Origin of the sequence: Mesorhizobium sp. CO1-1-8 (assembly GCF_020164875.1) — a bacterium.
Taxonomy (GTDB): domain Bacteria; phylum Pseudomonadota; class Alphaproteobacteria; order Rhizobiales; family Rhizobiaceae; genus Mesorhizobium.
This window is the reverse complement of the sequence record NZ_JAIUGZ010000001.1, coordinates 26,683-50,524: the sequence shown is the minus strand read 5'-3', so window position 1 is coordinate 50,524 and position 23,842 is coordinate 26,683. Positions and strand designations below refer to the sequence as shown.

Sequence of the window (23,842 nt, the reverse complement as noted above, 5' to 3'; positions counted from 1 at the left end):
AGCCTTGTTATGGACCGGCTGGCGGCTAGATATCCAGCACTTCCGCCGCGGCGAATTCGGCGCGTTCCTGGATGAAGCGGAAACGGGCTTCCGGTTTGGTGCCCATCAGTTCATCGACCCGGTCCTTGGTGGCTGAATCGATTTCGTTCACATCGACCCTGAGCAGCGTGCGCTTTCTCGGATCCATGGTGGTTTCCTTGAGCTGGGCGGCCATCATCTCGCCCAGGCCCTTGAAGCGGCCCAGTTCCACCTTGCCGCGTCCGGTGAATTCGGTGCGCAGGAGTTCATCCTTGTGCGCGTCATCGCGGGCATAGGCGACCTTGCCGCCTTGCCTGATCGAGTAAAGCGGCGGCACGGCGAGGTAAAGGTGGCCGCCGCGCACCAGCGCCGGCATCTCCTGGTAGAAGAAGGTGATCAGCAGCGAGGCGATGTGGGCGCCGTCGACATCTGCGTCGGTCATGATGATCACGCGGTCGTAGCGCAGATCCTCATCGCGGTACTTTGAACGCGTACCGCAGCCGAGCGCCTGGATCAGGTCCGAAATCTGCTGGTTGGCCGCCAGCTTGTCGTTGCCAGCGCTGGCGACGTTGAGGATCTTGCCGCGCAATGGCAGCACCGCCTGGCTGGCGCGGTCGCGCGCCTGCTTGGCTGAGCCGCCGGCCGAGTCACCTTCGACGATAAACAGTTCTGCACCGGCCGCGGCATTCTGCGTGCAGTCGGCGAGCTTGCCCGGCAGCCGCAATTTGCGCACCGCGCTCTTGCGCGACACCTCTTTTTCCTGCCGCCGCCGCACCCTCTCGTCGGCACGCGCGATCACCCATTCGAGCAGCTTCGACGCTTCTTGCGGATTGTCCGCCAGCCAATGGTCGAACGGATCGCGGATCGCGGTCTCGACAATTCGAATTGCCTCGATCGTCGCCAGCCTGTCCTTGGTCTGGCCGACGAATTCCGGCTCGCGGATGAACACCGACAGCATGCCCGCCGCCGAGATCATGACGTCTTCCGAGGTGACGATCGAGGCGCGCTTGTTGCCGACAAGATCGGCATAGGCGCGCAGGCCCCGCGTCAGCACGTTGCGGAAGCCGGCCTCGTGGGTGCCGCCTTCGCCGGTCGGGATGGTGTTGCAGTAGGAATTGATGAAGCCGTCACCGCCGAACCAGGTCACCGCCCATTCGAGCGAGCCGTGGCCGCCCTGTTTCTCACTCTTGCCGGCGAAAATCTCGCGAGTCACCTGGAAGTCGTCGCCGAGCGATGCCTTGAGATAATCCTTGAGGCCGCCGGGAAAATGGAATTCAGCCTTGGCCGGTGTCTGGTCTTTTTCCTTGATCAGCGACGGATCGCAGGTCCAGCGAATCTCGACGCCACCGAACAGATAGGCTTTCGAGCGCGTCATCCGGTAGAGCCGCGCCGGTTCGAACGCCGCGCCCTTGCCGAAAATCTGCTCGTCGGGGTGGAAGCGGATCTTTGTGCCGCGCCGGTTGTGAACCTCGCCCAACTGTTCCAGCCCGGTCACGGGAACGCCGCGCGAGAATTTTTGCCGATAGAGTTGCCGTCCCCGCGCGACCTCGACCTCGAGATGGTCCGACAGCGCGTTGACCACGGACACGCCGACGCCATGCAGGCCGCCTGATGTCTCGTAAACCTTGGAGTCGAACTTGCCGCCCGAATGCAGCGTCGTCATGATCACTTCAAGCGCCGGCTTCTTGAACTTCGGGTGCGGATCGATCGGGATGCCGCGGCCATTGTCGGTCACGGCGAGATAGCCGTCGGCCGAGAGCTCGACATCGATGAAGGTGGCATGGCCGGCAACCGCTTCGTCCATCGAATTGTCGATGACCTCGGCGAACAGATGGTGCATCGCCTTGTCGTCGGTGCCGCCGATATACATGCCTGGCCGGCGGCGCACCGGCTCCAGCCCTTCCAGCACCTCGATGTCGGCGGCGCTATAGCCCTCGCTGCCGTCCTTGGTCGAGGCAGGACGCTTGGTGGCTTGCACCACCAGTGGATCGGCCGGGCGCGCAGGGGTACGCACCGGCTGCGGCTGCTTGTCCATATTGCCGAAGAGATCGTTGTTGTCGTCCATGCCTGCCATAGGTTCCGGTGCTGCGAATCACCTCGCGATAGTGCCACGCTTTTCAGCGCCAAGCGACCGAGGTTCCTGTTCCGTTCGGGGATCTGGCCCCTCTTACCCCAAAACCATTCGATAACCAAGTCGGCGGAAATAGATCCGATACCAACGCCCGGGATTCCTGATTCTTTAACAATGCCGCCTAGCGTGAGCCCAACAAAATAAGAAACTGCAGGCATCAGGGGTTTTCGGCGTGAGGGGCAAGGCCATATCGATGATCGGCATCGCCGCCGTTTTCGGGGCGATCTCGATCTTTGCCGCGGATTTCTGGGTCAAAAGCCAGGCCAAGGCCGATTCCGAAGAGAAGACGTCGTCGATCCCGGCACCTGTTTTGCCGAAAGTCGAGTTCAAGACCATCGTGGTGGCGAATGCCCCATTGCGCCACGGCATGGCGCTCGACCGCGCGCAGCTCAGCGAAATCCCGTGGTCGCAAGAGTCCGTGCCGCAGGGCGCCTTCAACACCATCAATGCGTTGCTTGCCGATGGCAGCCGCGTGGTGCTGTCGCCGATCGAGGTCAACGAGCCGGTGCTGCTAGCCAAGCTGTCCGGTCCGAACGGCCGCGCGACACTGTCCAATATGATGACGCCCGGAATGCGGGCGGTCACCATCCGCACCGACGAGATCGCCGGTGTCGGCGGCTTCGTCACGCCCGGTGACCGCGTTGACGTGGTGCTGACGCGCGATGCCGGCGAAATTCAGGAAGTGGCCAAGAATGCGCAAGGGGCCGCCGGCTCGACCGTCACCTCCGAGATCGTCGTCGCCGACGCCAAGGTGCTGAGCGTCGGGCAGGGTGCCGACGAACGCCAGACGACGCCGCAGATTTCCAATTCGGTGACCATCGAGGTGACGACAGACGGCGCGCAGAAAGTGGCGCTGGCCCGCACCGTCGGCACCTTGTCGCTGTCGCTTCGGTCCGCCAGCGAAGGCGGTGACGGCAAGAACGGCGTCACCACCATCTCCTCCTTCGGCGGATCGGTCGCCTCGAATGTGCAGGCCGCGGCCGGCTCGTTGCTCGAAGCCGTCACCAAGGAGCCAGAGAAACCGAAGTTCAAGACGGTCATCGTAACGCGCGGCACAAAGGCCGAGGAATACCAAGTTCCTTCGCGGGACCAGAAATAAGCCAGTGGGGACTGGGTGAGGGACGGGACAATGTTCGGGCTGTTCACATATCGGGTCATGGGGAGGTTGCGCGTTTTGCGCACCGTGTCTGTCGCGGCTTCGCTGGCTGCTGCCGCGATGCTGGCCTTCGGCGCCTCGGCGAGGGCGGACAACGAGATCGTCTATGTGTCGTCGACCAAGAATGCGTCAATCAAGGTCGCCAAGGGCAAGCCGAAGACGATCATGACCAGTGCCGCCTTCTACCAGATCGTCATCGGCGATCCGGAGATCGCCAACGTCAATCCGCTGACCGACAAATCCTTCTATGTGCTCGGCAACAATCTCGGCACCACCGGCATTGCGCTGTTCGATGAGAAAAAGCAGCTTGTCGGCACTGTCGACATCGAGGTGACGCTCGACACCGACCAACTGGCTAGCACCATTCGCGCCAGCGTGCCGGATGCCAGGATCAAGGTCGGATCGGCCAATGGCCGGGTCGTGCTGTCGGGCGAGGCGGATGACGCGGTCGCAGCTGAAAAGGCAAATAAGATCGCGACGCGCTTTTCCGGCACCGAGGAGGTCATCAACTCGGTCAACATTTCGTCGTCGCAGCAGGTCCAGCTCAACGTCCGCTTCGTCGAGATCAACCGCCAGGCGGGCCAGGATCTGGGCGCCAAATACGCCGCCAATTTCGCCTATGGCCTTGGTGGCCGCGACGTCTCGCTTGATCCGGGTACAGTGCCGACTGCCGGCACTGGCGAGATCATCGGACGGCTTTTGTCGAACGGCGTGTCGATCGATATCGCCATCAAGGCGCTTGAGGAACGCGGTCTTGCCCGTCGGTTGGCCGAGCCGAACCTGATCGCCCGGTCCGGCCAGACGGCGAGCTTCCTCGCCGGCGGCGAGTTCCCGATCCCGGTCTCCGAGGACAACGGCAAGATCTCTGTCAGCTACAAGAAATACGGCGTCAGCCTGGATTTCACGCCGACCGTCCTGAAGGACGGGCTGGTCAGCCTGGACATCGCGCCGGAAGTCTCCTCGATCGACGCCTCGGCCTCCTACAATATCGGCACCATCTCGGTTCCCGGCTTCATCGTGCGCCGTGCCAGGACGTCGGTCGACCTGAAGAACGGCCAGAGCTTCATGATCGCCGGATTGCTGCAGTCGCAGAACGACATCACCACGTCGCGCATTCCCGGCCTCGGCAAGATGCCGGTGCTTGGGGCGCTGTTCTCGTCGAAATCCTATCAGCGGCGCGAGACCGACCTGGTCATCATCGTAACGCCCTATTTGGTCAAGCCGGTCGATCCGTCGAAGAAGCTCGTCGAGCCGACGGATGGCACGCAGCCGGCCAGCAACGCCGACTATTTTCTCAACAACACCGAGGAAGTGAAGGGCGCCGATGCCGGTCGCACCGTGGCGCTGGCGGACGGCCGCGTCACTCAACCTGCAGCGGCCGCTTCGGCTGGGCATTTCCTCGACCTGCCGAAGGATTGAAGCCATGCGTCTGGTCTTTGGATCGAGCGTCGCCTTGCTGCTGGCCGGCTTTGCCGGTGGCTGCACCAGCGACGACTATGTGCGCAGCGAAGGGCCGACGGCTGGCGCCGGAAATGCGCAGGCCGCCAACACCGTCATGCAGATGGTCGATCCCTGGAAATACGGGGTCCAGAACACCAGGCTCCTGGTGCCGGCCCAACGAGGCAGTGCCGCGGCCGTAACACCCGATCAGGCGGCCGGAGCCAAGGCGTCGCAGTCCAGCACGACCAATTGATCCCACGGGCAACTGATCCAACGGTCGATCGACCTGATAGGCTGACAGAATGGCAAACGGCATCAAGACCAGGAAGATCCTGCTCGTATCGACCGACAGGACGTTTGCGCAGGACACGCGCACCGCGTTTTCCGCCTCCGAGATCATACAGCTCTCGACAGTGGAGAAGAACGTTACCGGGTTGCGCGGCGAGATCCAGGAAGCCGACTTCGGCGCCATCATCGTCGACATGGATGCGGCAAAGCTGGAGGAGGTCGAGTCGCTGCAGCGCATTATGCGCCGGCTGGAGGACAAGGTTCCTGTCGTCGTCGTCACCCAGGAGTTCAACGCGGCCGCGGTGCGTATTCTCGTGCAGCTCAAGGTCGCGGATTTCCTGGTCAAGCCGATCACCACCGCCGACCTGGTGCGTTCCGTCGTGCGGGCACTGCAGGGACCCGGGCGTGAGGAAAACACCGAGTCGCAGATCTACACCTTCATGCCTGCGGCGGGCGGCGTCGGCACCACGACGCTGGCACTGCAGACCGCTTTCCAGCTGCATCACTCGGTGACGCGCGGCGCGTCCACCTGTGTCGTCGATCTCAATTTCCAGCAGGGCGCCTGTGCCGAATATCTCGATCTCGAACCGCGTTTCGACATCACCGAGATCGAGAACCAGCCCGAGCGTCTCGACCGCCAACTGCTCGACGTGATGCTGTCCAAGCATGCCAGCGGGCTTTGCGTGCTGGCGGCACCGGCGCATCCAGCAGAGATGCGCTCATTCAAGACCGATGTCGTGGTGCGCATGCTGGACCTCGTTTCGGCCTATTTCGACAATGTCGTCATCGACATGCCACGCACCTGGTTTCCATGGACGGAAACCGTGCTGCTCGGTTCCAACAAGCTCTACATCGTCGCGGAAATGACGGTGCCGTGCCTGCGCCACACCCAGCGGCTGATCCAGGCGGTCTACGAGACTGCCGGCAAGGAAGTGAAGCCGAACGTCATCGTCAACCGTTTCGAACAGAAGATGTTCGATAACGGCATCAAGCAGGCGGACGTCCAGGAGATTCTCGGCGAGCATTTCGTCGGCGGCATCGCCAACAACTACCGGCTGGTGCGCGAAGCGGTCGATCGCGGCGTGCCGCTGCACGAGATCGATCCCAATGCCAATGTCGTCAACGATCTGAAGAAGATCATCCTGCCGGAAGAAGCGGTCCCAACCCGGGCAAAATCGCGCTCGCTATTTGATATGGGCCGTGGATTGCTGAAGAGGAAAGCCGGATGACCAGCCGCTTCTCCGCCCTGCAGAACCGCGATGCGCGTCCGCAGCGCGCGCCTGAGACGACGCCGGTCGCCCATCATGCGGTCGTCATTCCGACCAGCCGAAAGGCATTGCCGGCAAAGCCGGACACAGCGCCGGCAAAGAATGCCAACAAGGTGCTCGATGCGCGCGTGCGTATCCACCGGCTGCTGCTCGAAGAGATCAATCTTGTCGCGCTGGAGCGTTTGCCGAAGGATGAGATGCGCCAGCAAGTGCATGATTTCGTGTCGGAAAAGACCAGGCAGGAGCGGATGGCGATCAACACCGTCGAGCTTGACGCGCTGGTCGACGACATAGTCGACGAGATGGTCGGCCTCGGTCCGCTCGAGCCGCTGCTCAAGGACCCCGACATCAACGACATCCTGATCAACGGCCACATGAACTGCTTTGTCGAAAAGAAGGGCAAGCTGCAGCCGGTCCACATTCCGTTCAAGGACGAAGCGCATCTGTTGCGCATCGTCAACAAGATCGTCGCCGCGGTCGGTCGCCGCGTCGACGAATCACAGCCGATGGTCGATGCCCGCATGCTGGACGGCTCGCGCTTCAACGCGGCCATCCGCCCGGTTGCGGTCGATGGGCCGCTGGTGTCGATCCGCAAGTTCTCCAAGAACAAGCTCGGCCTGCACAAACTGGTCGAATTCGGCGCCATCACCCAGAACATGGCCGAAGTGCTGGCGGCGGCCGTGCATGCCCGCAAGACGACGATCATTTCGGGCGGTACAGGCACCGGCAAGACGACCATGCTCAATGCGCTGTCGGCTTTCATTCCCGAGGACGAGCGGCTGATCACCATCGAGGACGCGGCCGAACTCCAACTGCAGCAGCCGCATGTCGCACGCATGGAAACGCGGCCGGCCAACATCGAAGGCCATGGCGAGCTGAAGCAGCGCGACCTGGTCAAGAACGCACTGCGCATGCGCCCCGACCGCGTCATCCTCGGCGAGTGCCGCGGCGAGGAGGCCTTCGACATGCTGCAGGCAATGAACACCGGCCACGAAGGATCGATGGCGACCATCCACGCCAACACGCCGCGCGACGCCATTTCGCGGCTCGAGCAGATGCTTGGCATGACCGGCATGCCGATGACGGTGCAGTCGATCCGCAGCCAGATCGCCAGCGCGCTCGACCTGATCGTCCAGCTGACGCGCCTGTCCGACGGCAAGCGCAAGGTGACCAGTGTCGCCGAGGTGACCGGCATGGAAGGCGATGTCATCCAGATGCAGGAGATCTTCCGCTTCGTGCGTACCGGCATAGAGGCCGACGGCAAGATTCTGGGCCACTACGAGGCGACCGGCATCCGGCCGCGCTTCCTTGAGGATCTGCGCGCCATGGGCATCGAGTTTCCCGGACGATATTTCGAACCCGGCCGGCCGCAGGAGTAGCCAAGTGTTCGATGGAATGAGCGCGATCTATGTCGTCTATGCCGCAGCCGCGCTGACCGGCATCCTGATCGCCGAGGCCTGCTACCTGCTTTACGCCGGCCGCAGCGACAAGCGCACCGCCATCAATCGGCGCATGAAGCTGCAGGAAAACAAGATCAGCCAGGAGCAGGTGCTCGTCCAACTGCGCAAGGAGCGCGGCCTTGACGCGGGGACGCCGCTGTTTTCGGCGGACCGGTTTCGCGCTCTGCGAACCCAGTCGGGCATGATCATGCCGCTGTCGAAATTCCTGACGGTCACCTGTGGCGTGGCGATGGCGATGGCCTTGGTCGCCATCTGGTACGGCTTGCCGCCGCTGATGGGGCTTGTGCTGTTTGTGGTGCTTGTGCCGGTGCTGCCGGTGATGACGTTGCGTTTCAAGCGCAAGCGCCGGCTGAAGCGGTTCGGCATGCAGTTGCCGGAGGCGCTGGAACTGATCACGCGTGGCCTCAAGGCCGGCCATCCGGTGCCTGTGGCGATCGCCATGGTGGCGCGCGAGATGCCCGACCCGATCGGCAGCGAGTTCGGCGTCATCGCCGACGAAGTGACCTATGGCTCCGATCTGGTTTCGGCGTTGAACGCGCTGTTCGACCGGGTCGGCCAAGAGGATCTGCCGCTGTTCGTCACCGCCGTCTCGATCCAGACCAGTTCGGGCGGCAATCTGCGCGAGATCCTCGATGGCCTGGCGACGACGATCCGCGAGCGCGGCAAGCTGCGCCGCAAGGTGCGCGCCATTGCGACAGAAGGCCGGATGTCGGCCTACATCCTGACGGCGGTGCCGGCGTTGCTGTTTGCCGCCATCATGGCGCTGATGCCGGGCTTCTACAGCGACGTCTGGGGCGAGCCAAAGACCTGGTATCTGCTTGGCGGGTCGATCACCTGGCTGATGCTGGGCAATCTAATGATGTTCAAGATGTCGAATTTCAAGTTCTGACATGCAGGGCTTCATCGAATTCCTCGCCTCGCTTGCGCCGACCTCATTGATGCCGGTGGCCATCCTGCTGCTGGCCGTGGGAGCTGCCGCTGTTGCCTGGCCTGTTGTCACGGCGAAGGGCGATCGCAACCAGGTCATGCGCCGGCTCAGGGTCGACAACGGTCCCGCGGCAGCCAAACCGGAGCCGGTGCAGAAGAAGAATACCGGCGTCGTGCGCGAGAAGGCGGTAAAGCGGGCGCAGGAATTCTACGCCAGGAGCGATCCGGAAAATGTCGCCCGGCTGCGCATGAAGCTCATCCAGGCGGGCTACATGGAGCCGCGCGCTGTCGGCACGTTCTTCCTGATCCGGTTCACCGCGATGATCGGCACGGCAATCGGTGTGTTTGTGCTCAACCGCTGGATGGCCAGCCCGGACGCGACGATGGCCAGCCGCTGGACATTCGTCATCCTGTCGGGAGCGGCCGGCTATTTCCTGCCTGGCCTGGTGCTGAGCCAGAAAGTGCGGGAACGCAGGCGTGAGTACCGCAACGGGTTTCCCGATTTCATGGACCTGATGATTGTCTGCTCGGATGCCGGCATGAGCATGGAGGCGGGCATAGAACGCGTCTCCAAGGAACTCGCCAAGACCTATCCCGCGCTCAGCCAGAACCTGCAGCTGGTGTCGCTGGAGCTGAGGGCCGGGCGCAGCCTTGACGATGCGCTGAAGGCGCTCGCCGACCGCCTCAGCCTGGACGAGGTGCGTTCCTTCGCCACGCTGCTGCAGCAGTCCAAGGAACTCGGCACCAGCCTGTCGGGGGCATTGCGCGTCTTCTCCGACGACATGCGCCACAAGCGCATGTCGTTGGCCGAGGAAAAGGCGCACGCTTTGCCGGCCAAGATGTCGGTGCCGGTGGTGGTGTGCATCCTGCCGGTGGTGTTGATGATTGCGGCGATTCCAGTCATCGTCAAAATGACCGCGCACTAACGAGCGCCCACGAAAGTCCTGGCGAAGGGCTGACAATTCATTGCCCTGCATCCTGCCCGAACTCGGCCCTGCAATGTGAGAAGCCCATGCGAATGCTGTTGCGTACTCTGTTCTTCGGCCTCGCCGCAGCCAGTTTATCGCCCGCCTGGGCTGCGGCCAGCGATTGCGGTGATGCTGCCGCCCTGGTGCAGCAGGCCTATCCAAAGGCTCGAAAGAGTGCCGACGGCGCGTCGTTCACGCTTGAGCCTCACACCAGCATCGCCCTGACGCACTCGGACTACGACCCGCCCGGGTTGGTGTGCAAGATCTGGCCCGCTCACGACAACCTGCTGTTGGTCGCAGTGCCCTTGATCGACAGCGCCCAATCCGTCGAAGGCCAGCATGTCGGCGATATCGAGCTTCTGGTCGTCGACAGGAAGAGCCTACAGGTGCGCCAGCGCCTGCTGCAGCCCGGGCTGATGAGCGACGATGCCATCGCCATCCGCGGCATCGAATTCGATACCGGCCGTTATAGGCTGGCGCCCAAAGTCACGACCTTTGGCCTGCGCATTGACATGGCAAATCATTCGCAGCTCAATCCCTTCAGTCAAATCGGCCTGCGGCTCTATGCCCTCGATGGCGATGCCCTGCGGATGGTGCTCGACGGCCTCGTCGTGGCCGGCAATGGCGGTGAAGGCGATAGCAATTGCGCCGGATCCTTTCATTCCAGCCAGGTCAGCCTGGCGATGAGCCCGGCGAGCCACCACGGCTATCACGACATCACCGCGGTCGAGCGGACCGATACCGACGAACCTTTTGTCGACAAGGATGGCGAGTGCCAATCCCACCCCGGCAAGTCCGTGACGCGGACCTATCGGCTGCGCTATGACGGCAGCCGCTATCCGGTTCCGGAGCCGCTCAAGGCGCTGGGGCCGCCATGAGAACGTCGCTCGCATCTGTGGTTAATGGCTGGTGTGCCCGAAGCCGAATTTTGGCGGCGTTTCGGCACCGAAGTTTAATCGCCGCTGATATATTGTGTTTCCTGAAGAAGGACCCGGCAAATCGGGCGATGAGGCAGGGGCATGCGTCACAGTAATTTCACGGCAATGGCCGCGATGGCGGCCGTCTTGATCATGTCTGGCTGTTCGACCAGCACCGTCGACACGACCAAGACCACGGCCATCCAACCGGCGGCAAAGGACATCGAAACCTCCGATCTGGCGCAAGGCAAGGCGCAGTTTCGCGACGCCAATTACGGCCTCGCCGAAAAGCACTTCCGCAAGGCCGTCGAGTTGAAGGCCGACAATGCGGAGGCCTGGATGGGGCTCGCTGCTTCCTATGACGAACTCGGCCGCTTCGACTTCGCCGACCGTGCCTACGGCCAGCTTTTGAAGGTCGCCGGCCGCAAGCCGCAGATCGTCAACAATATGGGCTATTCGCAACTGCTGCGTGGCAATCGCAAGAAGGCCAGGGCGCTGCTGCTCGAAGCGAAGGCCGGCATGGCCGATCCCACCGTCGTCAACGCCAACCTCGCTCTCTTGAACAAGGGTTGATCTCGCATCCACGGGTCCGTTCGGGACACTTGGTATCGACGCTTTGTAAACCTTGTCCGCAGGTTGGTCGAACGATCGGCTGAAAACCCGTATCTGAGGGCTGCCGCTGACCTAGAATGCAGCGCAACCGCCGACGCTCAAGAGGCCCTTGCCCGAATGCTGGACTTCAGTTCGCTCCTGCTCGCAGCCGCGCTGTCGGGCATATGCCTCAGCGTCACCATGTTTGCGATCTGGTTCACCGCGCCCAAGGCAGGTTTCGTGCTGACGGTGGCGTGCGGAATTCTGGTGCTGGTCGCGCATGTGATCCTGTTCTGGCGATACACCAAGGATCCCGATCCGCTGCTTTGTCAGATCGTGCTAGCGCTGCTCACTCTAGGGTTCCTGATCCTCTGCGTGTCGGCCATGCAATATCTGGGCGTGCCTGGCCACAAACGTGCCATTGCACCGGCGCTTGCCGCCATGGCCATTTGTGCCGTCGTGACCTTTATGGGCTTCGACGGCGTCGGCTTCATCGTCACCTACACCACGGTGACGGCGCTGCTGTCGGCGATGGGCGCCATGTTCTGGATCAACGGCAGCCACGATCGCCGGATCCTGCTGGTGGTATCGTTTCTGAGCGGTACCTGCGCGGTGTCGTTCGCGCTTTGTGGCGTGGTTCTACTGACCAACGGGCAATGGACGCTCGCGGCCGCGCCAGACAACTGGGCCGAACGACTGAATTCCGTCGTGGCGGTGGCCTGCATGACCGGGCTCGGCGCATTGACGCTCTCCCTCCACCATCTGCAGGCGCAGATCGAGCTGAAGGCCGAGACCATGACCGACCCTCTGACGGGGTTGCTGAACCGCCGGGCATTGACGTCGCTCTACGGCGAACGGAGTTTCGGTCCGTTCATGTCCATCGTGATGTTCGACCTCGACCACTTCAAGCGGACGAACGATGTCTATGGCCATCCGGTTGGGGACCAGGTCTTGTGCCGCTTCGCCGCGGTCATCAAGAAATATGCCCGGACCGGCGTCGACGCCTTCCGCCTGGGCGGCGAGGAGTTCGCAATCGTCATGTCGCGGATGACGGATGAAAAGGCCTACGATCTCGCCAGCAAGATCGGCGTTGCCTTCGGCACCGAAATCGTTGCCACCCAGCTCGGCAAGTTGCGCAGCACGGTCAGCGGCGGCATCGGCTTTGGCGAGGCAAGCGGCAGCAGCCTGGATAATGTGCTCGCCGAGGCCGACGCGGCGCTCTATGCCGCCAAACGCGCCGGACGAAATTGCGTCATCAGCCGCAAGAGGATGGGCAAGGCCGAGCCGATCAAGCCGACCTTGCGCTCCGCGTAATTATTCCGCCGCACCCAGATAGTCCGACAGCGGCGGGCACGAGCAGACCAGGTTGCGGTCGCCGGCGACATTGTCGATGCGTGACACCGGCGGCCAGTACTTGGCTGCCGTGTCGGCGTCGCCGGCGGGATAGGCCGCCTCCAGGCGCGAGTAGGGATGCGTCCACTGGCCGGCCAGCACCTCGGCGGCGGTGTGCGGCGCGTTGACCAGCGGATTGTCGGCCAAAGGCCATTCGCCCTTGGCGACTTTCGCTGCCTCGCCTGCGATGGCGATCATCGCCTCGCAGAAGCGGTCGAGTTCCCGCTTGGGCTCGGATTCGGTCGGCTCCACCATCAGCGTGCCGGCGACCGGGAAGGACATGGTCGGCGCGTGGAAGCCGTAGTCGATCAGCCGTTTGGCGACATCGTCGACACTGATGCCGGCGCTGTCCTTGAGCACGCGGGTGTCGAGGATGCATTCATGCGCGATGCGATCGTGCCTGCCCTTGTAGAGAAGCGGGAAATGCGGCGCGAGCCGTGTCGCCACGTAGTTGGCCGAGATGATGGCGGTCTCCGTCGCCTGCTTCAGTCCGGCGGCGCCCATCATGCGGATATACATCCAGGTGATCGGCAGGATCGAGGCGCTGCCGAATGGTGCGGCCGACACGGCGTGCGCCGAACCTTCGGTGACATGTCCCGGCAGATAGGGCTGCAGATGCGCCTTGACGCCGATCGGGCCGATGCCCGGGCCACCGCCGCCATGCGGAATGCAGAAGGTCTTGTGCAGGTTCATATGACAGACATCGGCGCCGATATCGGCGGGCCGCGCCAAAGCGACCAGGGCGTTGAGGTTGGCGCCATCGAAATAGACCTGGCCGCCATGCTCGTGGATGAGGGCGCAGAGGTGGCGCGCACCTTCCTCGTAGACGCCATGTGTCGAGGGGTAGGTGAACATCAGCGCAGCGAGATTCTTGGAGTGCTCGTTGGCCTTGGCCCTCATATCGTCCATGTCGATATTGCCGTCCTCCAGGCAGCGCACGACGACAACGCTCATGCCGGCCATCGCCGCACTCGCCGGATTGGTGCCATGCGCGGAGGAAGGGATCAGGCAGACGGTGCGATGGCCTTCGCCGCGCGAGCGATGATAGGCGCGGATTGCGAGCAGGCCGGCATACTCGCCCTGGCTGCCGGCATTGGGCTGCAGGCTGACGGCGTCGAAGCCGGTGATCTCCGACAGCCATCCTTCCAGTTCGCCGATCATGGCGCGATAGCCGGCCGAATGGCTTGCCGGCGCGAAAGGATGCAAATTGGCGATTTCAGGCCAGCTTACCGGCATCATTTCCGCCGCCGCGTTGAGCTTCATGGTGCAGGATCCCAGCGGGATCATGGTGCGGTCGAGCGCCAGGTCCTTGTCGGCCAGCCGGCGCAGCAAGCGCATCATCTCGGTTTCCGACTTGTTTTCGCGCAAAACAGGCTGGGTCATGAATTCCTTGCCGCGCGGCTTGCCGGGCATCGTGCTGTCGGCCGACGGAGCGGCCTTGGCGCCGAACAGGGTCGCGATCGCATCGAGATCGGCGTCGGTCGAGGTCTCGTCGAAGCTGATGCCGACATGGTCGGCATCGATGACGCGCAGCAGCCGGCCGGTCTTTTCAGCCGCAGTGGCGATCTGCGCCGCCTTGCCCTTGGTCTCCACCGTCACCGTGTCGAAACGGCTGGCACCGATCACTGACACGCCTGCCGCTTCGAGGCCGCTTGCCAGACGATTGGCCAGCGTGTGGATGCGCCCGGCAATCGCCTGCAGTCCGGCGGGGCCATGCCAGATCGCATAGGCGGTCGCCATGTTGGCGAGCAGCGCCTGCGCGGTGCAGATGTTGGAGGTCGCCTTGTCGCGGCGTATATGCTGTTCGCGCGTCTGCAAGGCAAGCCGGTAGCCGGGACGCCCCTTGCTGTCTGTCGACTGGCCGACGAGGCGGCCGGGCATCAGTCGCGTCAATTTGTCCGAGACGGCGCAATAGGCGGCGTGCGGCCCGCCAAAGCCCATCGGCACGCCAAAACGCTGCATCGGGCCGACGGCAATGTCGGCGCCAAGTTTGGCCGGCGCATCGGTCAGCGCCAGGCCGAGCGGGTCGGCGATGAAGACGACGATGGCGCCGGTCGCACGCGCCTTGTCGATCGCAGCCTTGTGGTCGCCATAGACCCCAAACGTATCCGGCCAGGAGACGAGCAAAGCAGCCGTGTTGTCGTCGATCGTCTCGCCGTCGATCTCGATGCCGAGCGGCTCGGCGCGGGTACGCACAACGTCCAGTGTCTGCGGGTGTGGCGTGCCGGCAAGTGCGATCTTGGTGCGCTTGTCGCGGTGGTGGCGCAAGGCGATGCCGACCGCTTCGGCCACGGCGGTTGCTTCATCCAGCAGCGAGGCCGACGCCACCGGCAGGCCGGTCAGTTCAGTGACCAGCGTCTGGAAATTGAACAGCATTTCGAGCCGGCCCTGGCTGATCTCGGCCTGATACGGCGTGTAGGCTGTGTACCAGGCCGGGTTCTCGAACAAATTGCGCTGGATCACCGGTGGCACATGGACGCCGTGATAGCCGGCGCCGATGAAGCTCTTCAGCACCGTATTCTTGGCCATGGTCGCCGACAATTCGGCCAGCGCTTCCGCTTCGCTGGCCGGTGCGGGCAGGTTCAGTGGCAAGTCGAGGCGGATCGACTGTGGCACGGCCTGACTGATCAGCGTCTCGATGGACGGAACGCCGATCACGGCAAGCATGGCTCTGACATCGTTGACGCTCGGGCCGATATGGCGGGCCGAGAAGGGAGTGAGTGCTGCGGTCATGTCAATCCGTCCTGATATCAGCCGATATGGGCTTTGTAGGCGGCCTCATCCATGAGGCCCGCGAGCTGGCTTTCGTCGGCAAGCTTCATCTTCCACAGCCAGCCGGCGCCGGTTGCCGCCGAGTTGACCAGTGACGGGTCCGACGACAGCGTGCTGTTGGCTTCGGTGATCTCGCCATCGACGGGCGCGTAGACATCGGAAGCGGCCTTGACGGATTCGACCACGACGGCGGTGTCGCCCTTGGTCAATTTCTTTCCGGTCTCCGGCAGTTCGACGAAGACGAGATCACCGAGCTGTTCCTGCGCATAGTCGGTGATGCCGACAGTGGCGATGCCGCCCTCGACGCGGAGCCACTCGTGATCTGATGTGAAATAGGTTGTTGCCATGGAAATCATCCTTTGCGGTAGCGATGCGGTGTGAAGGGCAGGGAGCTGATATCGACTGGAATTTTCGTGCCGCGCACATCGGCGAAAACCCGTGTTCCGGGCTTTGCCAGAGCTGTCGAGACATAGCCCATGGCGACCGGATGGCCGGCCGAGGGGCCGAAGCCGCCCGATGTGACATGGCCAGCCGGATTACCGTCGGCGTCGAAGAGCGCGGCACTGCCACGCACCGGCTGGCGGCCTTCCGGCTTCAGCCCGACCCGCTTTTGCGCGGGTCCTCGTTCCACAGCGGCGCGGAGCGCATCGGCGCCTATGAAAGCCCCGGAAGCTCGGATTTCCTTTGGAATTGCCCACATCAAGGCGGCGCTGGCCGGATCGGTCTCCGGCGTGATGTCCTGGCCATGCAGGCACAGCCCTGCCTCCAGCCGCAGGCTGTCGCGGGCGGCTAGCCCGATCCACAGCACGCGCTCGTCGCCGAGCAATTTACCAACGAGATCGCGTGCATCGACTTCCGGCAGGCCGATCTCGAAACCGTCCTCGCCGGTATAACCCGACCGGCTCATGAACCAGTTCTTGCGCGGTTCGACCCCATGCATGAACAGCAGCGAGCCGGTCTCGATGCCGGCGCGGGAAAGGACGGCCCAGGCTTCGGGGCCCTGAATGGCAAGGAAGACGCGGTCGAGCGGCTCGACCTTCGCGTCGAAATCCGCGGCAAGTGCACGCAAATGCTTTTCGTCGGCTACGGCGTTGCCGGCATTGGCGACCACCATGAACCTGGCATCGCCAAGTCTGGTGACGATCAGGTCGTCCAGGATGCCGCCTGCTTCATTGAGGAAGAAGGACAGTTTGGACTGTGAGATTTCGAGCGCGCCGGCATCCAGTGGGCAGGCGCGGTTGAGCAGTGAAACTGCTTCCGGTCCGCTCACCTCGAACAACTTCATATGCGAGATGTCGAACAGGCCGGCCTGTTCGCGGGTGTGAAGATGTTCCTTCATGACGCCCGTCGGATAGGTCAGGGGCATCGACCAGCCGGCAAAGGCGCCAAAGCGCGCACCGGCGGCCATATGGATATCTTCGAGGGGAAGGTGTCTTGTGTCGTCGCCCGTCATGTCGTCTCCAGAGTCGCACGCAATCGGTCGCGAATGGCGACCAGTCCGTGCCCCTCTGTCTGAAGCCTGAGAGACTCGCGCAGCCGGAACTCTGTCAGCGGCGCTTACACCTTCGGCGCGGGGGCAAGCCCCGACTTTCCAGAGTGTCTTTCCCGTCTACGGTTCTTTTGCCTGAGAGATTTCGGGCGATTTCCCCTTCGGCGACAGCTCTCGCTGTTCTCTCCCGCAAACAGGTAGGACTCAGACCCTGAGTCCTCGACGCGCCATCCATAGCTTGCGCGCGACCGCTTGTCACCTGTCCGCGACATCTAAAGCGCGTGCATGTCGTTCTCCAAAACCACGGCACGCTTTCAGGTGACATGCGTTGGCGGCAAGTCTTCGCTAACCACGCCGTTTGCCGGTTTTTCAAGACACTGCTGATATGTTGGCGGGTAGGGGCTGGCGCTTGGCGACGGCGGACGGGGACGACAAATGGGCGAATTGATCATGAGCGCGCCGGTGGCCGGGTTGACCTCGAAAAGCCGCATCGCCGCGGAGGACGTGGCGATGTTGCGCCATGAAGTGTTCGGCGACGGCGTCGTGACGCGCGGCGAGGCCGAGGCGCTGTTCGCGCTCGATGCCACGGCGAAGGACAAATGCCAGGAATGGCCGCCTTTCTTCGTCGAGGCGATCACCGACTATATCGCCCACCAGGAAAAGCCATCGGGCTATATCTCGCAGGACAATGCCGACTGGCTAATCCGCACGATCTCGCGCGATGGCATGGTTGACAGCCGGACCGAGCTCGAATTGCTGGTGCATGTGCTTGAACAGGCGAAATCGTCGCCGAGCCAGCTTTGTGTGTATGCGCTGGAGCAGGTGGCGCATGCCGTCATCGACGGCAAGGGGCCGCTGATGCTCGACGGCGCGCTGACTCCGGGCCTCATCGCAAAGGCGGAGGTCGAGCTGCTGCGCCGGATCCTCCATGCCCATGGCGGCGACGGCAACATCGCCATCACGCGCGCCGAGGCCGAGGTGCTGTTCAAGATCAACGAGCGCACTGCTCAAGGACACAACGATCCGTCCTGGAACGAGCTGTTCGTCAAGGCGATCGCCAATTTCGTCATGTGCTCGGCGGGTTACGAAGCACCGACGCGCGATGTGGCGCTGCGCCGTGATGCCTTCCTCGAACATGCCGATCCGGAAATCGGCGGCTTCTTCAGCCGCATGATCTCCGGCGGCCTTGCCGGCATCATGGAAGCCTACCGGTCTCCAGGCGACATCGAGGCCGAGTGGGAGGCCAAGAACAGGGCGGCCGAGGCCCTGGCACGCCGCGCCGAGACGATTGATGCCGGCGAAGCCGGCTGGCTGATCGAACATATTGGCGTCGACAGGCCTCTTTACGAGAACGAACGCGCGCTTCTGACGCTGATCAAGCACGCCTCGCCGGAAATCCATCCGGCGCTCAGGCCGCTGCTCGACAAGGTTGCCTGACCGACCAGGGATTCCTAATCAGATCCGGGTTGCTGGTCAGATCTGGTCGACGTCGACGTATATCCGGGCCAGGCCTTCCCGAACGGTCGACATGGCATCGGCGACACTGATTTCGATGTGGTCATGCATGAGCCTGGCCGCGCTGTCGGCATCGCGGGCTACCATGGCTCGGGCGATTTCGCTATGTTCGGTGTAGGTCGTCGACAGTCGCCGGTGCTTCTCCACTTCGATCTTGCGAACGAATTGGATGCGCGTGTTGACGCCTTCGAGCATGCGCGCCAGTTCGGGATTGCCTGACAGCCTGGCGATGCGGATGTGAAACTCCTCGTCCCTGGCGGTCAGCTCGGCGCTGGAAAACGAGTCGGCGCGCGCCATGGTGAGCGTCCACCAGTCGACGAGCGCGGCAAGCTCTTCATTTGTCGCGCGCTGGATCGCCAGCCTGACGGAGCGCTCCTCGAGCACCGCCCGCACGTCGGAAAGATTGACGATCTCGTCGACATCGAAGCCGCGGCAAAAGAAACCGCGATTGGTCTGGAAGGTGATGAGTCCCTCCGTGACCAGCCGCTGGAGGGCCTCCCGGATGGGGCTGCGGCTAACATTCAGCCTCGCGGCAAGCGCCACTTCGTTGATGCGTTCGTTCGGCTTGAAGCGATAGTCCATCGCCATGCGGCGGATCTCTTCATAGACACGTGGGCCGGTTTTGATCGGCTTGGACGCTGACGCCGCGCTGTTGTCCTGGTTGGTTTGCCTGGTCGGTCGGAGCATGGCGTCGGTCAAGCCTTTGCGGTGCTTGGTTTGACGAACCGCGCCTGTGTGGGAAGGATGCCGTCGAGGGCGATCGGCGCGGCCCGGCCGGCGATCAGATCGGCGACGATGCGGGCCGATCCATGCGCCATCGTCCAGCCGATATGGCCGTGGCCGGTGTTCAGCCAGAGGTTTTTGATGTTGCGCAGGCCAAGGATCGGCAGATTGTCGGGCGTCATGGGTCTCAGACAGGCCCGCATCTCGGCGCGATCATAGGCGATACCGCGTGGAAACAGCTCCTGCGTGACGCGCTTCATGAAGGCAAAATCCGAAGACTTGTGGCTGCGATCATAGCCTGCGAATTCCGCGGTGGCGGTGACGCGGATGCGATCGCCCATCGGCGTGATGGCAACGAGATTGTGCTCATCGATAACCGGCAGCTTTGGAGCCAGGGCCTGGTCGACGATGGGAATGGTCAGGGAATAACCCTTGATCGGGTAGATCGGCAGACCAAGGCCGATCTTGCGGGCAAGGATCGGGCTTTCCGCGCCCAGACACAGAACGTAGGCGTCGGCCAGGATTTCTCCCTTGTCGGTGACGACCCGGGTGATCGCGTCGTTCCTGCGCTCTATCCCGACGATCCTGGTGCCTGTCAGGATCTTGCCGCCCCTCGTTTCGACGATGGCCGCCATTGCGCGCGTGAACTTGGCGGCGTCGCCGGTTTCGTCGGTCGGACACACTATGCCGCCGGCAATGCTGCCGCGTGACGAAGCCAGCGCCGGCTCGCGATCAACGATTTCCTGCGCGTCGACAATGCGGATCTCCTGGCCGTCGGCTTCCAGCAGGCGCATGTTGGCGACGCCCTTGTCGAGCGCCTCACGGCTTCGGTGGAAGTAAAGAATGCCGGCCGACGTCCTGTCGTATTCTATCGCTTCCTCCCTGACGACCGCCTGCAGGACCGATTGGGAATGGACCGCGAGCCGATGTTTGAGGAGGGTGTTGCGGCGCGCCCTGGCGGCCGTGCATTGCATGAGGAAGCGCAGCGACCAGCTGTAGAGATGCGGATCGGCGGAAAGTTTGAAACGAAGCGCCTGGTCCTTCTGGAACAGCGACTTCAGCAGGATTTTCGGGGCGGCTGGCGATGACCAGACGAAGGAATGGCCAGGCGCGATCATGCCGGCATTTGCCCAGCTAGCGCCCTCGGCCACCTGCGGTGCCTGCTCGAGAACGGTGACCGCGTGGCCGTCCTTTTGCAACTGATAGGCAGTGGTGATCCCGACCACGCCCCCGCCCAAAATCAATACGCGCATTGCCGTCCCAATGGCTGTCGTTCCTGTTGTCGACAATTCAATAGGCAGACGCTGGTCATTGTCAACGGCGCATGGGTGGACGGCTGATGGACGACTCACTCAATCTCAGAATTCCGCTATTTCCCGGGTTTTTAAATCGGAACGGAGCTCTTGACACGCTCGGCTATGTTGTCGTTTCTATTGTCGACAATTCTGATTGGCATCAGGAAGGGGACTGCACCATGGACGCCCCGGTTAGCCGTGCCGACGACACGCTTGTCCTCGACAAGGAACACATTCCCTTCAAGACCGATGACGGTATCGGCACCCGCGCCAATCTCGGCCTGCTCGTGCTGCGGACCGACCAGACCATCGAGGATGAATTCCGCTATGCGCTGCCGGCGCGCGACATCGCGCTGTACGAGGCGCGGCTCTACAGCGACGTCGAGATCACGCCGGAGAACCTGATGAAAATGTCGGCGGTGATCCCCGGCACGGTCGGCCTGTTGCCCGACGTCAAGTTCGATGTGATCGGCTTTGCCTGCACCTCGGGAGCGCTTGTCATCGGCGAGGACAAGGTTGCGGCGCGCGTTCACGAGGTGCTGCCAGGGGTGCAGGTGACCAACCCGGTGACCGCGGCGCGGGCGGCGCTGAAGGCTCTGGGCGTCTCGCGGATAGCGCTGCTCACCCCTTATTTGGCGAAAATAAATCACTCCCTGCGTGCATCGCTGATGGCGCGGGGGATGGATATTCCGGTCATGGGCTCCTTCAATGAGGCGGACGACAATGTCGTTGCGCGCATCACGCCGGCGTCGGTCAAGCAGGCCATCCTGGAAATCGGCGCGTCGAGCGACTGTGAGGCCGTGTTCGTGTCCTGCACCAGCATGCGCGTTGCCCGCATCATCGAGGAGGTCGAGAAGGACCTGGGGAAACCGGTAACCTCGAGCAATCACGCCCTTGCCTGGCACATGCTGCGGCTCGGCGGCATCGGTGAGCAGATTGCCGAAAAGGGCGAACTGTTTCGCCGCTCGCTGTAAGCTGGCCGCTTTATATCCGCGACGTTAGCGGCATGCGGTTCAGATCCCGCCATACCAGTCGTAGCCATTGTCTTCCCAATAGCCGCCCCGACCGCCGCCGACATCGGCAAAGCCGTCGACCAACTCGATCTTGTAGAGATATTTTGGCATCTTGTAGCCGAGCTGGCGCTCGACGCGGACGCGCATCGGCGCGCCGTTCTCGACCGGCAGCGGCTTGCCGTTCAGGCCGTAGGCAAGGATCGTCTGCGGGTGACGGGCATCGATCAGGTCGATACTGCCGTAATATTTGATGTCGCCCGACAGGCTGCGGTCGATCGTGTCGAGGCAATGGAACATGACATAGCGTGCCTGCGGTTTGACCACCGCCTGGTCCAGCACCAGCGACAGCGGCGTGCCGGTCCATTTGGCGATACAGCTCCAGCCTTCGACGCAGTCATGGCGGGTGATCTGCGTGCGGCTCGGCATGTTCTGAAGCTGCTCGCGGCTGAGTGACAGCGGCTTTTCGACAAGGCCTGAAACCTCCAGCCGCCAGTCGGCGAAGTTGTTGGCGAGCAGACCTTTGTAAACATCGTCATCGGGTGCGGTGACGCCGTTCGGCCGCTGCGGCTGGCGGATGTCGGCGTCGGTGAATTCCGGCGCCAGCGCATCGCGTCCGGCAAGCAGGCGTTGCGCCCGGTATGTCAGGCCATTGGCGTTTTCGAGGAAACTGCGCAGGCCGCTGCCGATGCTTAGCTGGCTGTCGAAGGCATCGCAGCCCGACAGCATGATGCCGGAGGCGCCGAGGCTGGCACCGGTCAGGAATTTGCGGCGGCTGATCTCAAATTTCGCCATGTCACGCACTCCTCTCGACGGGTTTGTTGTCCTGCGCGGGAGGATCGGTGCGATACCAGCCGGTGATGATCGAGCGCAATTCGTTGATCGGGCCGGCGGCCAGGATCATCAGGATATGGACGACGAAGAAGGCGACCAGCAGCACCATGACGGTGAAATGGATGGTGCGTGCCGTCTGCCGGCCACCGAGCAGATCGTTGAGGAACGGCAGTACCGCGTTCATGCTTGGCGACATCGCCAGGCCGGTGATGATCATCAGTGGCAACAACAAGAACAGCACGCCGCCATAGGCCATCTTCTGCAGTGTGTTGTATTCGCGCGTGTGGTGGAATTTGAGCTTGGCGTGGTCGACGATGTCTTGCGGTAGTCGTTTCAAGTCGTCGAGGCGTGGCGCGAGATCGCGCCGCAGATGGCCGTTCACGGTGCTGGCGACAAACCAGACCATCAACGTCGTAATGAGTATCCAGGCAAAGAAGAAATGGATGACGCGCGCGGTGCCGAGATCATAGTAGGAGGGGATGGTCGCCCAGGATGGGAAGGCGCGGGACGTCTCCTGGCCTGCCGGCCCCGACCAGCCGAGCACACCGGTGGTGTCGAAGCGATGCCCGAAGATTTCCGTGTAGCCGCGCGGACCCGCATCGGAGTTCTCGGCGCCGATGGCGAAGATGGTGTTGTTGTAGTCGAAGCCCGACTCTTTGCCGATATAGAGCTGAGGACGAGCATTGAAGATCTGCAGGCCGGACAGCAGCATGAAGAACAGCGAGATGGCCCAGAGCCAATGCGTCAGCCGCGTCCAGCGCGACTGGCGATAGATCAGCGTTTTGTCGTTCGACGCAGAAGCGCCTGGATCGGCGGCGGATTGGCTTCTGGCAACGGATTCCATCGTGTTTCGTCTCCCGGCCTAGCGGCATGGCCTGCGCGTTCATTGTCCTCCTGATACGTCGCGATCCAAACCGATGTTTCATCCGATCACGGATTTATTACGGGCCGCCCAGGCTGACGGCGAGATTGACGGCGGCGGCGACGATCACCGTGTTGAAGAAAAACGACAGGATCGAATGGACAAGCACGACACGACGCATATGCGTTGTCGAGATGTTGGTATCGGCGGTCTGTGCGGTCATGCCGATCACCGTCGAGAAGTACAGGAAATCCCAGCCTTCCGGCCGTTTGTCACCTGGGAACAGCAGCCCGCCGACCGGGATTTTCTTCCTGGTCTCGCCATCCACCGCATCGCCGTCCATCCAGTAGACATGGGCATAATGGAGCGCTGCCATGGCATGGATTGTGAACCAGCCGAGCGGGATCGACAGCAGCGCGAAGATGAGCTCTATAGGATGGTTTCTGTCCTTCTGATTGATCAGCAGGAACAATGAGATGACGGCAACGCCGACGACGACAAGCGTCACAGCGAAGATGACCAGCACCGGCTGGTCGGTGGCGCGCGCATTCCTGCTCAGATATTTGCCGGTGAACTTCGGCATCTGGGCGACGACGAGAATGACATAGGCGGCAAAGAACGCGTTGGCGCCGATCGAATAGGCGAGCGGGGCGTGCAGCAGCAATGCCACGAGGAGCGCAAAAACGCCAACGCAGGCCGACACCGCGAACAGCATGTGGCGCTGCATGGGAGACTTCATCGGGGTTTCGGCAGCCATGTCGGTTCCAACCTTGGATGGCGCTCGGT

21 protein-coding genes and 1 riboswitch are annotated in these 23,842 nt (G+C 62.7%); of the genes, 12 read left to right on the top strand and 9 right to left on the bottom strand.

The features are described from left to right. Positions 1 to 25: 25 nt before the first annotated feature. The gene (parE, locus tag LB558_RS00230) at positions 26 to 2,083 is read right to left on the bottom strand and encodes a DNA topoisomerase IV subunit B (protein ID WP_027036837.1); all 2,058 of its coding nucleotides are present in this window, start codon (positions 2,081 to 2,083) and stop codon (positions 26 to 28) included. Positions 2,084 to 2,321: 238 nt separating this feature from the next. On the opposite strand from parE, the gene cpaB reads away from it, so the two are divergent. The 10 genes from cpaB (at position 2,322) to LB558_RS00180 (ending at position 12,478) form a co-directional block, all read left to right on the top strand. Continuing rightward, a complete protein-coding gene (gene cpaB, locus LB558_RS00225) occupies positions 2,322 to 3,248 on the top strand; it encodes a Flp pilus assembly protein CpaB (RefSeq protein WP_318011598.1) in 927 nt (308 codons plus the stop codon). Between the two features lie 57 nt (positions 3,249 to 3,305). Continuing rightward, positions 3,306 to 4,724, top strand: coding sequence for a type II and III secretion system protein family protein (locus tag LB558_RS00220; RefSeq protein ID WP_412033429.1), 1,419 nt, complete (start codon positions 3,306 to 3,308; stop codon positions 4,722 to 4,724). Between the two features lie 4 nt (positions 4,725 to 4,728). Beyond that, positions 4,729 to 4,998, top strand: coding sequence for a hypothetical protein (locus LB558_RS00215; RefSeq protein ID WP_224695575.1), 270 nt, complete (start codon positions 4,729 to 4,731; stop codon positions 4,996 to 4,998). 49 nt (positions 4,999 to 5,047) lie between these two features. Continuing rightward, the gene (locus LB558_RS00210; RefSeq protein ID WP_224695574.1) at positions 5,048 to 6,262 is read left to right on the top strand and encodes an AAA family ATPase; all 1,215 of its coding nucleotides are present in this window, start codon (positions 5,048 to 5,050) and stop codon (positions 6,260 to 6,262) included. Next, positions 6,259 to 7,680, top strand: coding sequence for a CpaF family protein (locus LB558_RS00205; protein ID WP_224695573.1), 1,422 nt, complete (start codon positions 6,259 to 6,261; stop codon positions 7,678 to 7,680). The genes LB558_RS00210 and LB558_RS00205 overlap by 4 nt, the downstream gene beginning before the upstream one ends. Before the next feature lie 4 nt (positions 7,681 to 7,684). Then, positions 7,685 to 8,650, top strand: coding sequence for a type II secretion system F family protein (locus LB558_RS00200; protein WP_224695572.1), 966 nt, complete (start codon positions 7,685 to 7,687; stop codon positions 8,648 to 8,650). A gap of 1 nt (position 8,651) precedes the next feature. Continuing rightward, on the top strand, positions 8,652 to 9,614 hold the full coding sequence (locus LB558_RS00195) for a type II secretion system F family protein (RefSeq protein WP_224695571.1): 963 nt from the start codon (positions 8,652 to 8,654) through the stop codon (positions 9,612 to 9,614). Further along, positions 9,548 to 10,534, top strand: a complete 987-nt coding sequence (locus tag LB558_RS00190; protein WP_224695570.1) for a hypothetical protein — start codon at positions 9,548 to 9,550, stop codon at positions 10,532 to 10,534. The genes LB558_RS00195 and LB558_RS00190 overlap by 67 nt, the downstream gene beginning before the upstream one ends. Positions 10,535 to 10,675: 141 nt before the next feature. Continuing rightward, positions 10,676 to 11,146, top strand: coding sequence for a hypothetical protein (locus LB558_RS00185; RefSeq protein ID WP_224695569.1), 471 nt, complete (start codon positions 10,676 to 10,678; stop codon positions 11,144 to 11,146). 156 nt (positions 11,147 to 11,302) lie between these two features. After that, entirely contained in the window at positions 11,303 to 12,478 is a 1,176-nt protein-coding gene (locus LB558_RS00180; RefSeq protein ID WP_224695568.1) for a GGDEF domain-containing protein, read from the top strand. Here LB558_RS00180 and gcvP read toward each other — a convergent pair whose 3' ends face one another. The 3 genes from gcvP to gcvT are packed head-to-tail and all read right to left on the bottom strand — an operon-like array spanning position 12,479 to position 16,781. Further along, positions 12,479 to 15,289, bottom strand: a complete 2,811-nt coding sequence (gene gcvP / locus LB558_RS00175; protein WP_224695567.1) for an aminomethyl-transferring glycine dehydrogenase — start codon at positions 15,287 to 15,289, stop codon at positions 12,479 to 12,481. A 17-nt stretch (positions 15,290 to 15,306) separates the two neighbouring features. After that, positions 15,307 to 15,675: a glycine cleavage system protein GcvH gene (gene gcvH / locus LB558_RS00170; RefSeq protein WP_128303368.1), complete on the bottom strand. Its 369-nt coding sequence runs from the start codon at positions 15,673 to 15,675 to the stop codon at positions 15,307 to 15,309. Between the two features lie 5 nt (positions 15,676 to 15,680). Continuing rightward, positions 15,681 to 16,781 (bottom strand): glycine cleavage system aminomethyltransferase GcvT, encoded by a 1,101-nt coding sequence (gcvT, locus tag LB558_RS00165; protein ID WP_224695566.1) that lies wholly within the window; start codon positions 16,779 to 16,781, stop codon positions 15,681 to 15,683. A gap of 149 nt (positions 16,782 to 16,930) precedes the next feature. Next, positions 16,931 to 17,017: riboswitch (glycine riboswitch) on the bottom strand. Positions 17,018 to 17,252: 235 nt separating this feature from the next. Here gcvT and LB558_RS00160 point away from each other — a divergent pair. Beyond that, entirely contained in the window at positions 17,253 to 18,254 is a 1,002-nt protein-coding gene (locus LB558_RS00160; RefSeq protein WP_224695565.1) for a hypothetical protein, read from the top strand. A 36-nt stretch (positions 18,255 to 18,290) separates the two neighbouring features. Here the strand turns inward: LB558_RS00160 and LB558_RS00155 are convergent, their stop codons facing one another. Next, positions 18,291 to 19,019, bottom strand: a complete 729-nt coding sequence (locus LB558_RS00155) for a GntR family transcriptional regulator (protein ID WP_224695564.1) — start codon at positions 19,017 to 19,019, stop codon at positions 18,291 to 18,293. 8 nt (positions 19,020 to 19,027) lie between these two features. Beyond that, positions 19,028 to 20,308 (bottom strand): D-amino acid dehydrogenase, encoded by a 1,281-nt coding sequence (locus LB558_RS00150; RefSeq protein WP_224695563.1) that lies wholly within the window; start codon positions 20,306 to 20,308, stop codon positions 19,028 to 19,030. Positions 20,309 to 20,529: 221 nt separating this feature from the next. Here LB558_RS00150 and LB558_RS00145 point away from each other — a divergent pair, with 221 nt between their 5' ends. Beyond that, positions 20,530 to 21,324, top strand: coding sequence for an Asp/Glu racemase (locus LB558_RS00145; RefSeq protein ID WP_224695562.1), 795 nt, complete (start codon positions 20,530 to 20,532; stop codon positions 21,322 to 21,324). Positions 21,325 to 21,363: 39 nt separating this feature from the next. Here the strand turns inward: LB558_RS00145 and LB558_RS00140 are convergent, their stop codons facing one another. The 3 genes from LB558_RS00140 to LB558_RS00130 form a co-directional block, all read right to left on the bottom strand. Continuing rightward, positions 21,364 to 22,155, bottom strand: coding sequence for a molybdopterin-binding protein (locus LB558_RS00140; RefSeq protein ID WP_224695561.1), 792 nt, complete (start codon positions 22,153 to 22,155; stop codon positions 21,364 to 21,366). Between the two features lies 1 nt (position 22,156). After that, positions 22,157 to 23,038, bottom strand: a complete 882-nt coding sequence (locus LB558_RS00135; RefSeq protein WP_224695560.1) for a cytochrome b/b6 domain-containing protein — start codon at positions 23,036 to 23,038, stop codon at positions 22,157 to 22,159. Between the two features lie 97 nt (positions 23,039 to 23,135). After that, positions 23,136 to 23,813, bottom strand: coding sequence for a DUF1345 domain-containing protein (locus LB558_RS00130; protein WP_224695559.1), 678 nt, complete (start codon positions 23,811 to 23,813; stop codon positions 23,136 to 23,138). Positions 23,814 to 23,842: the final 29 nt, after the last annotated feature.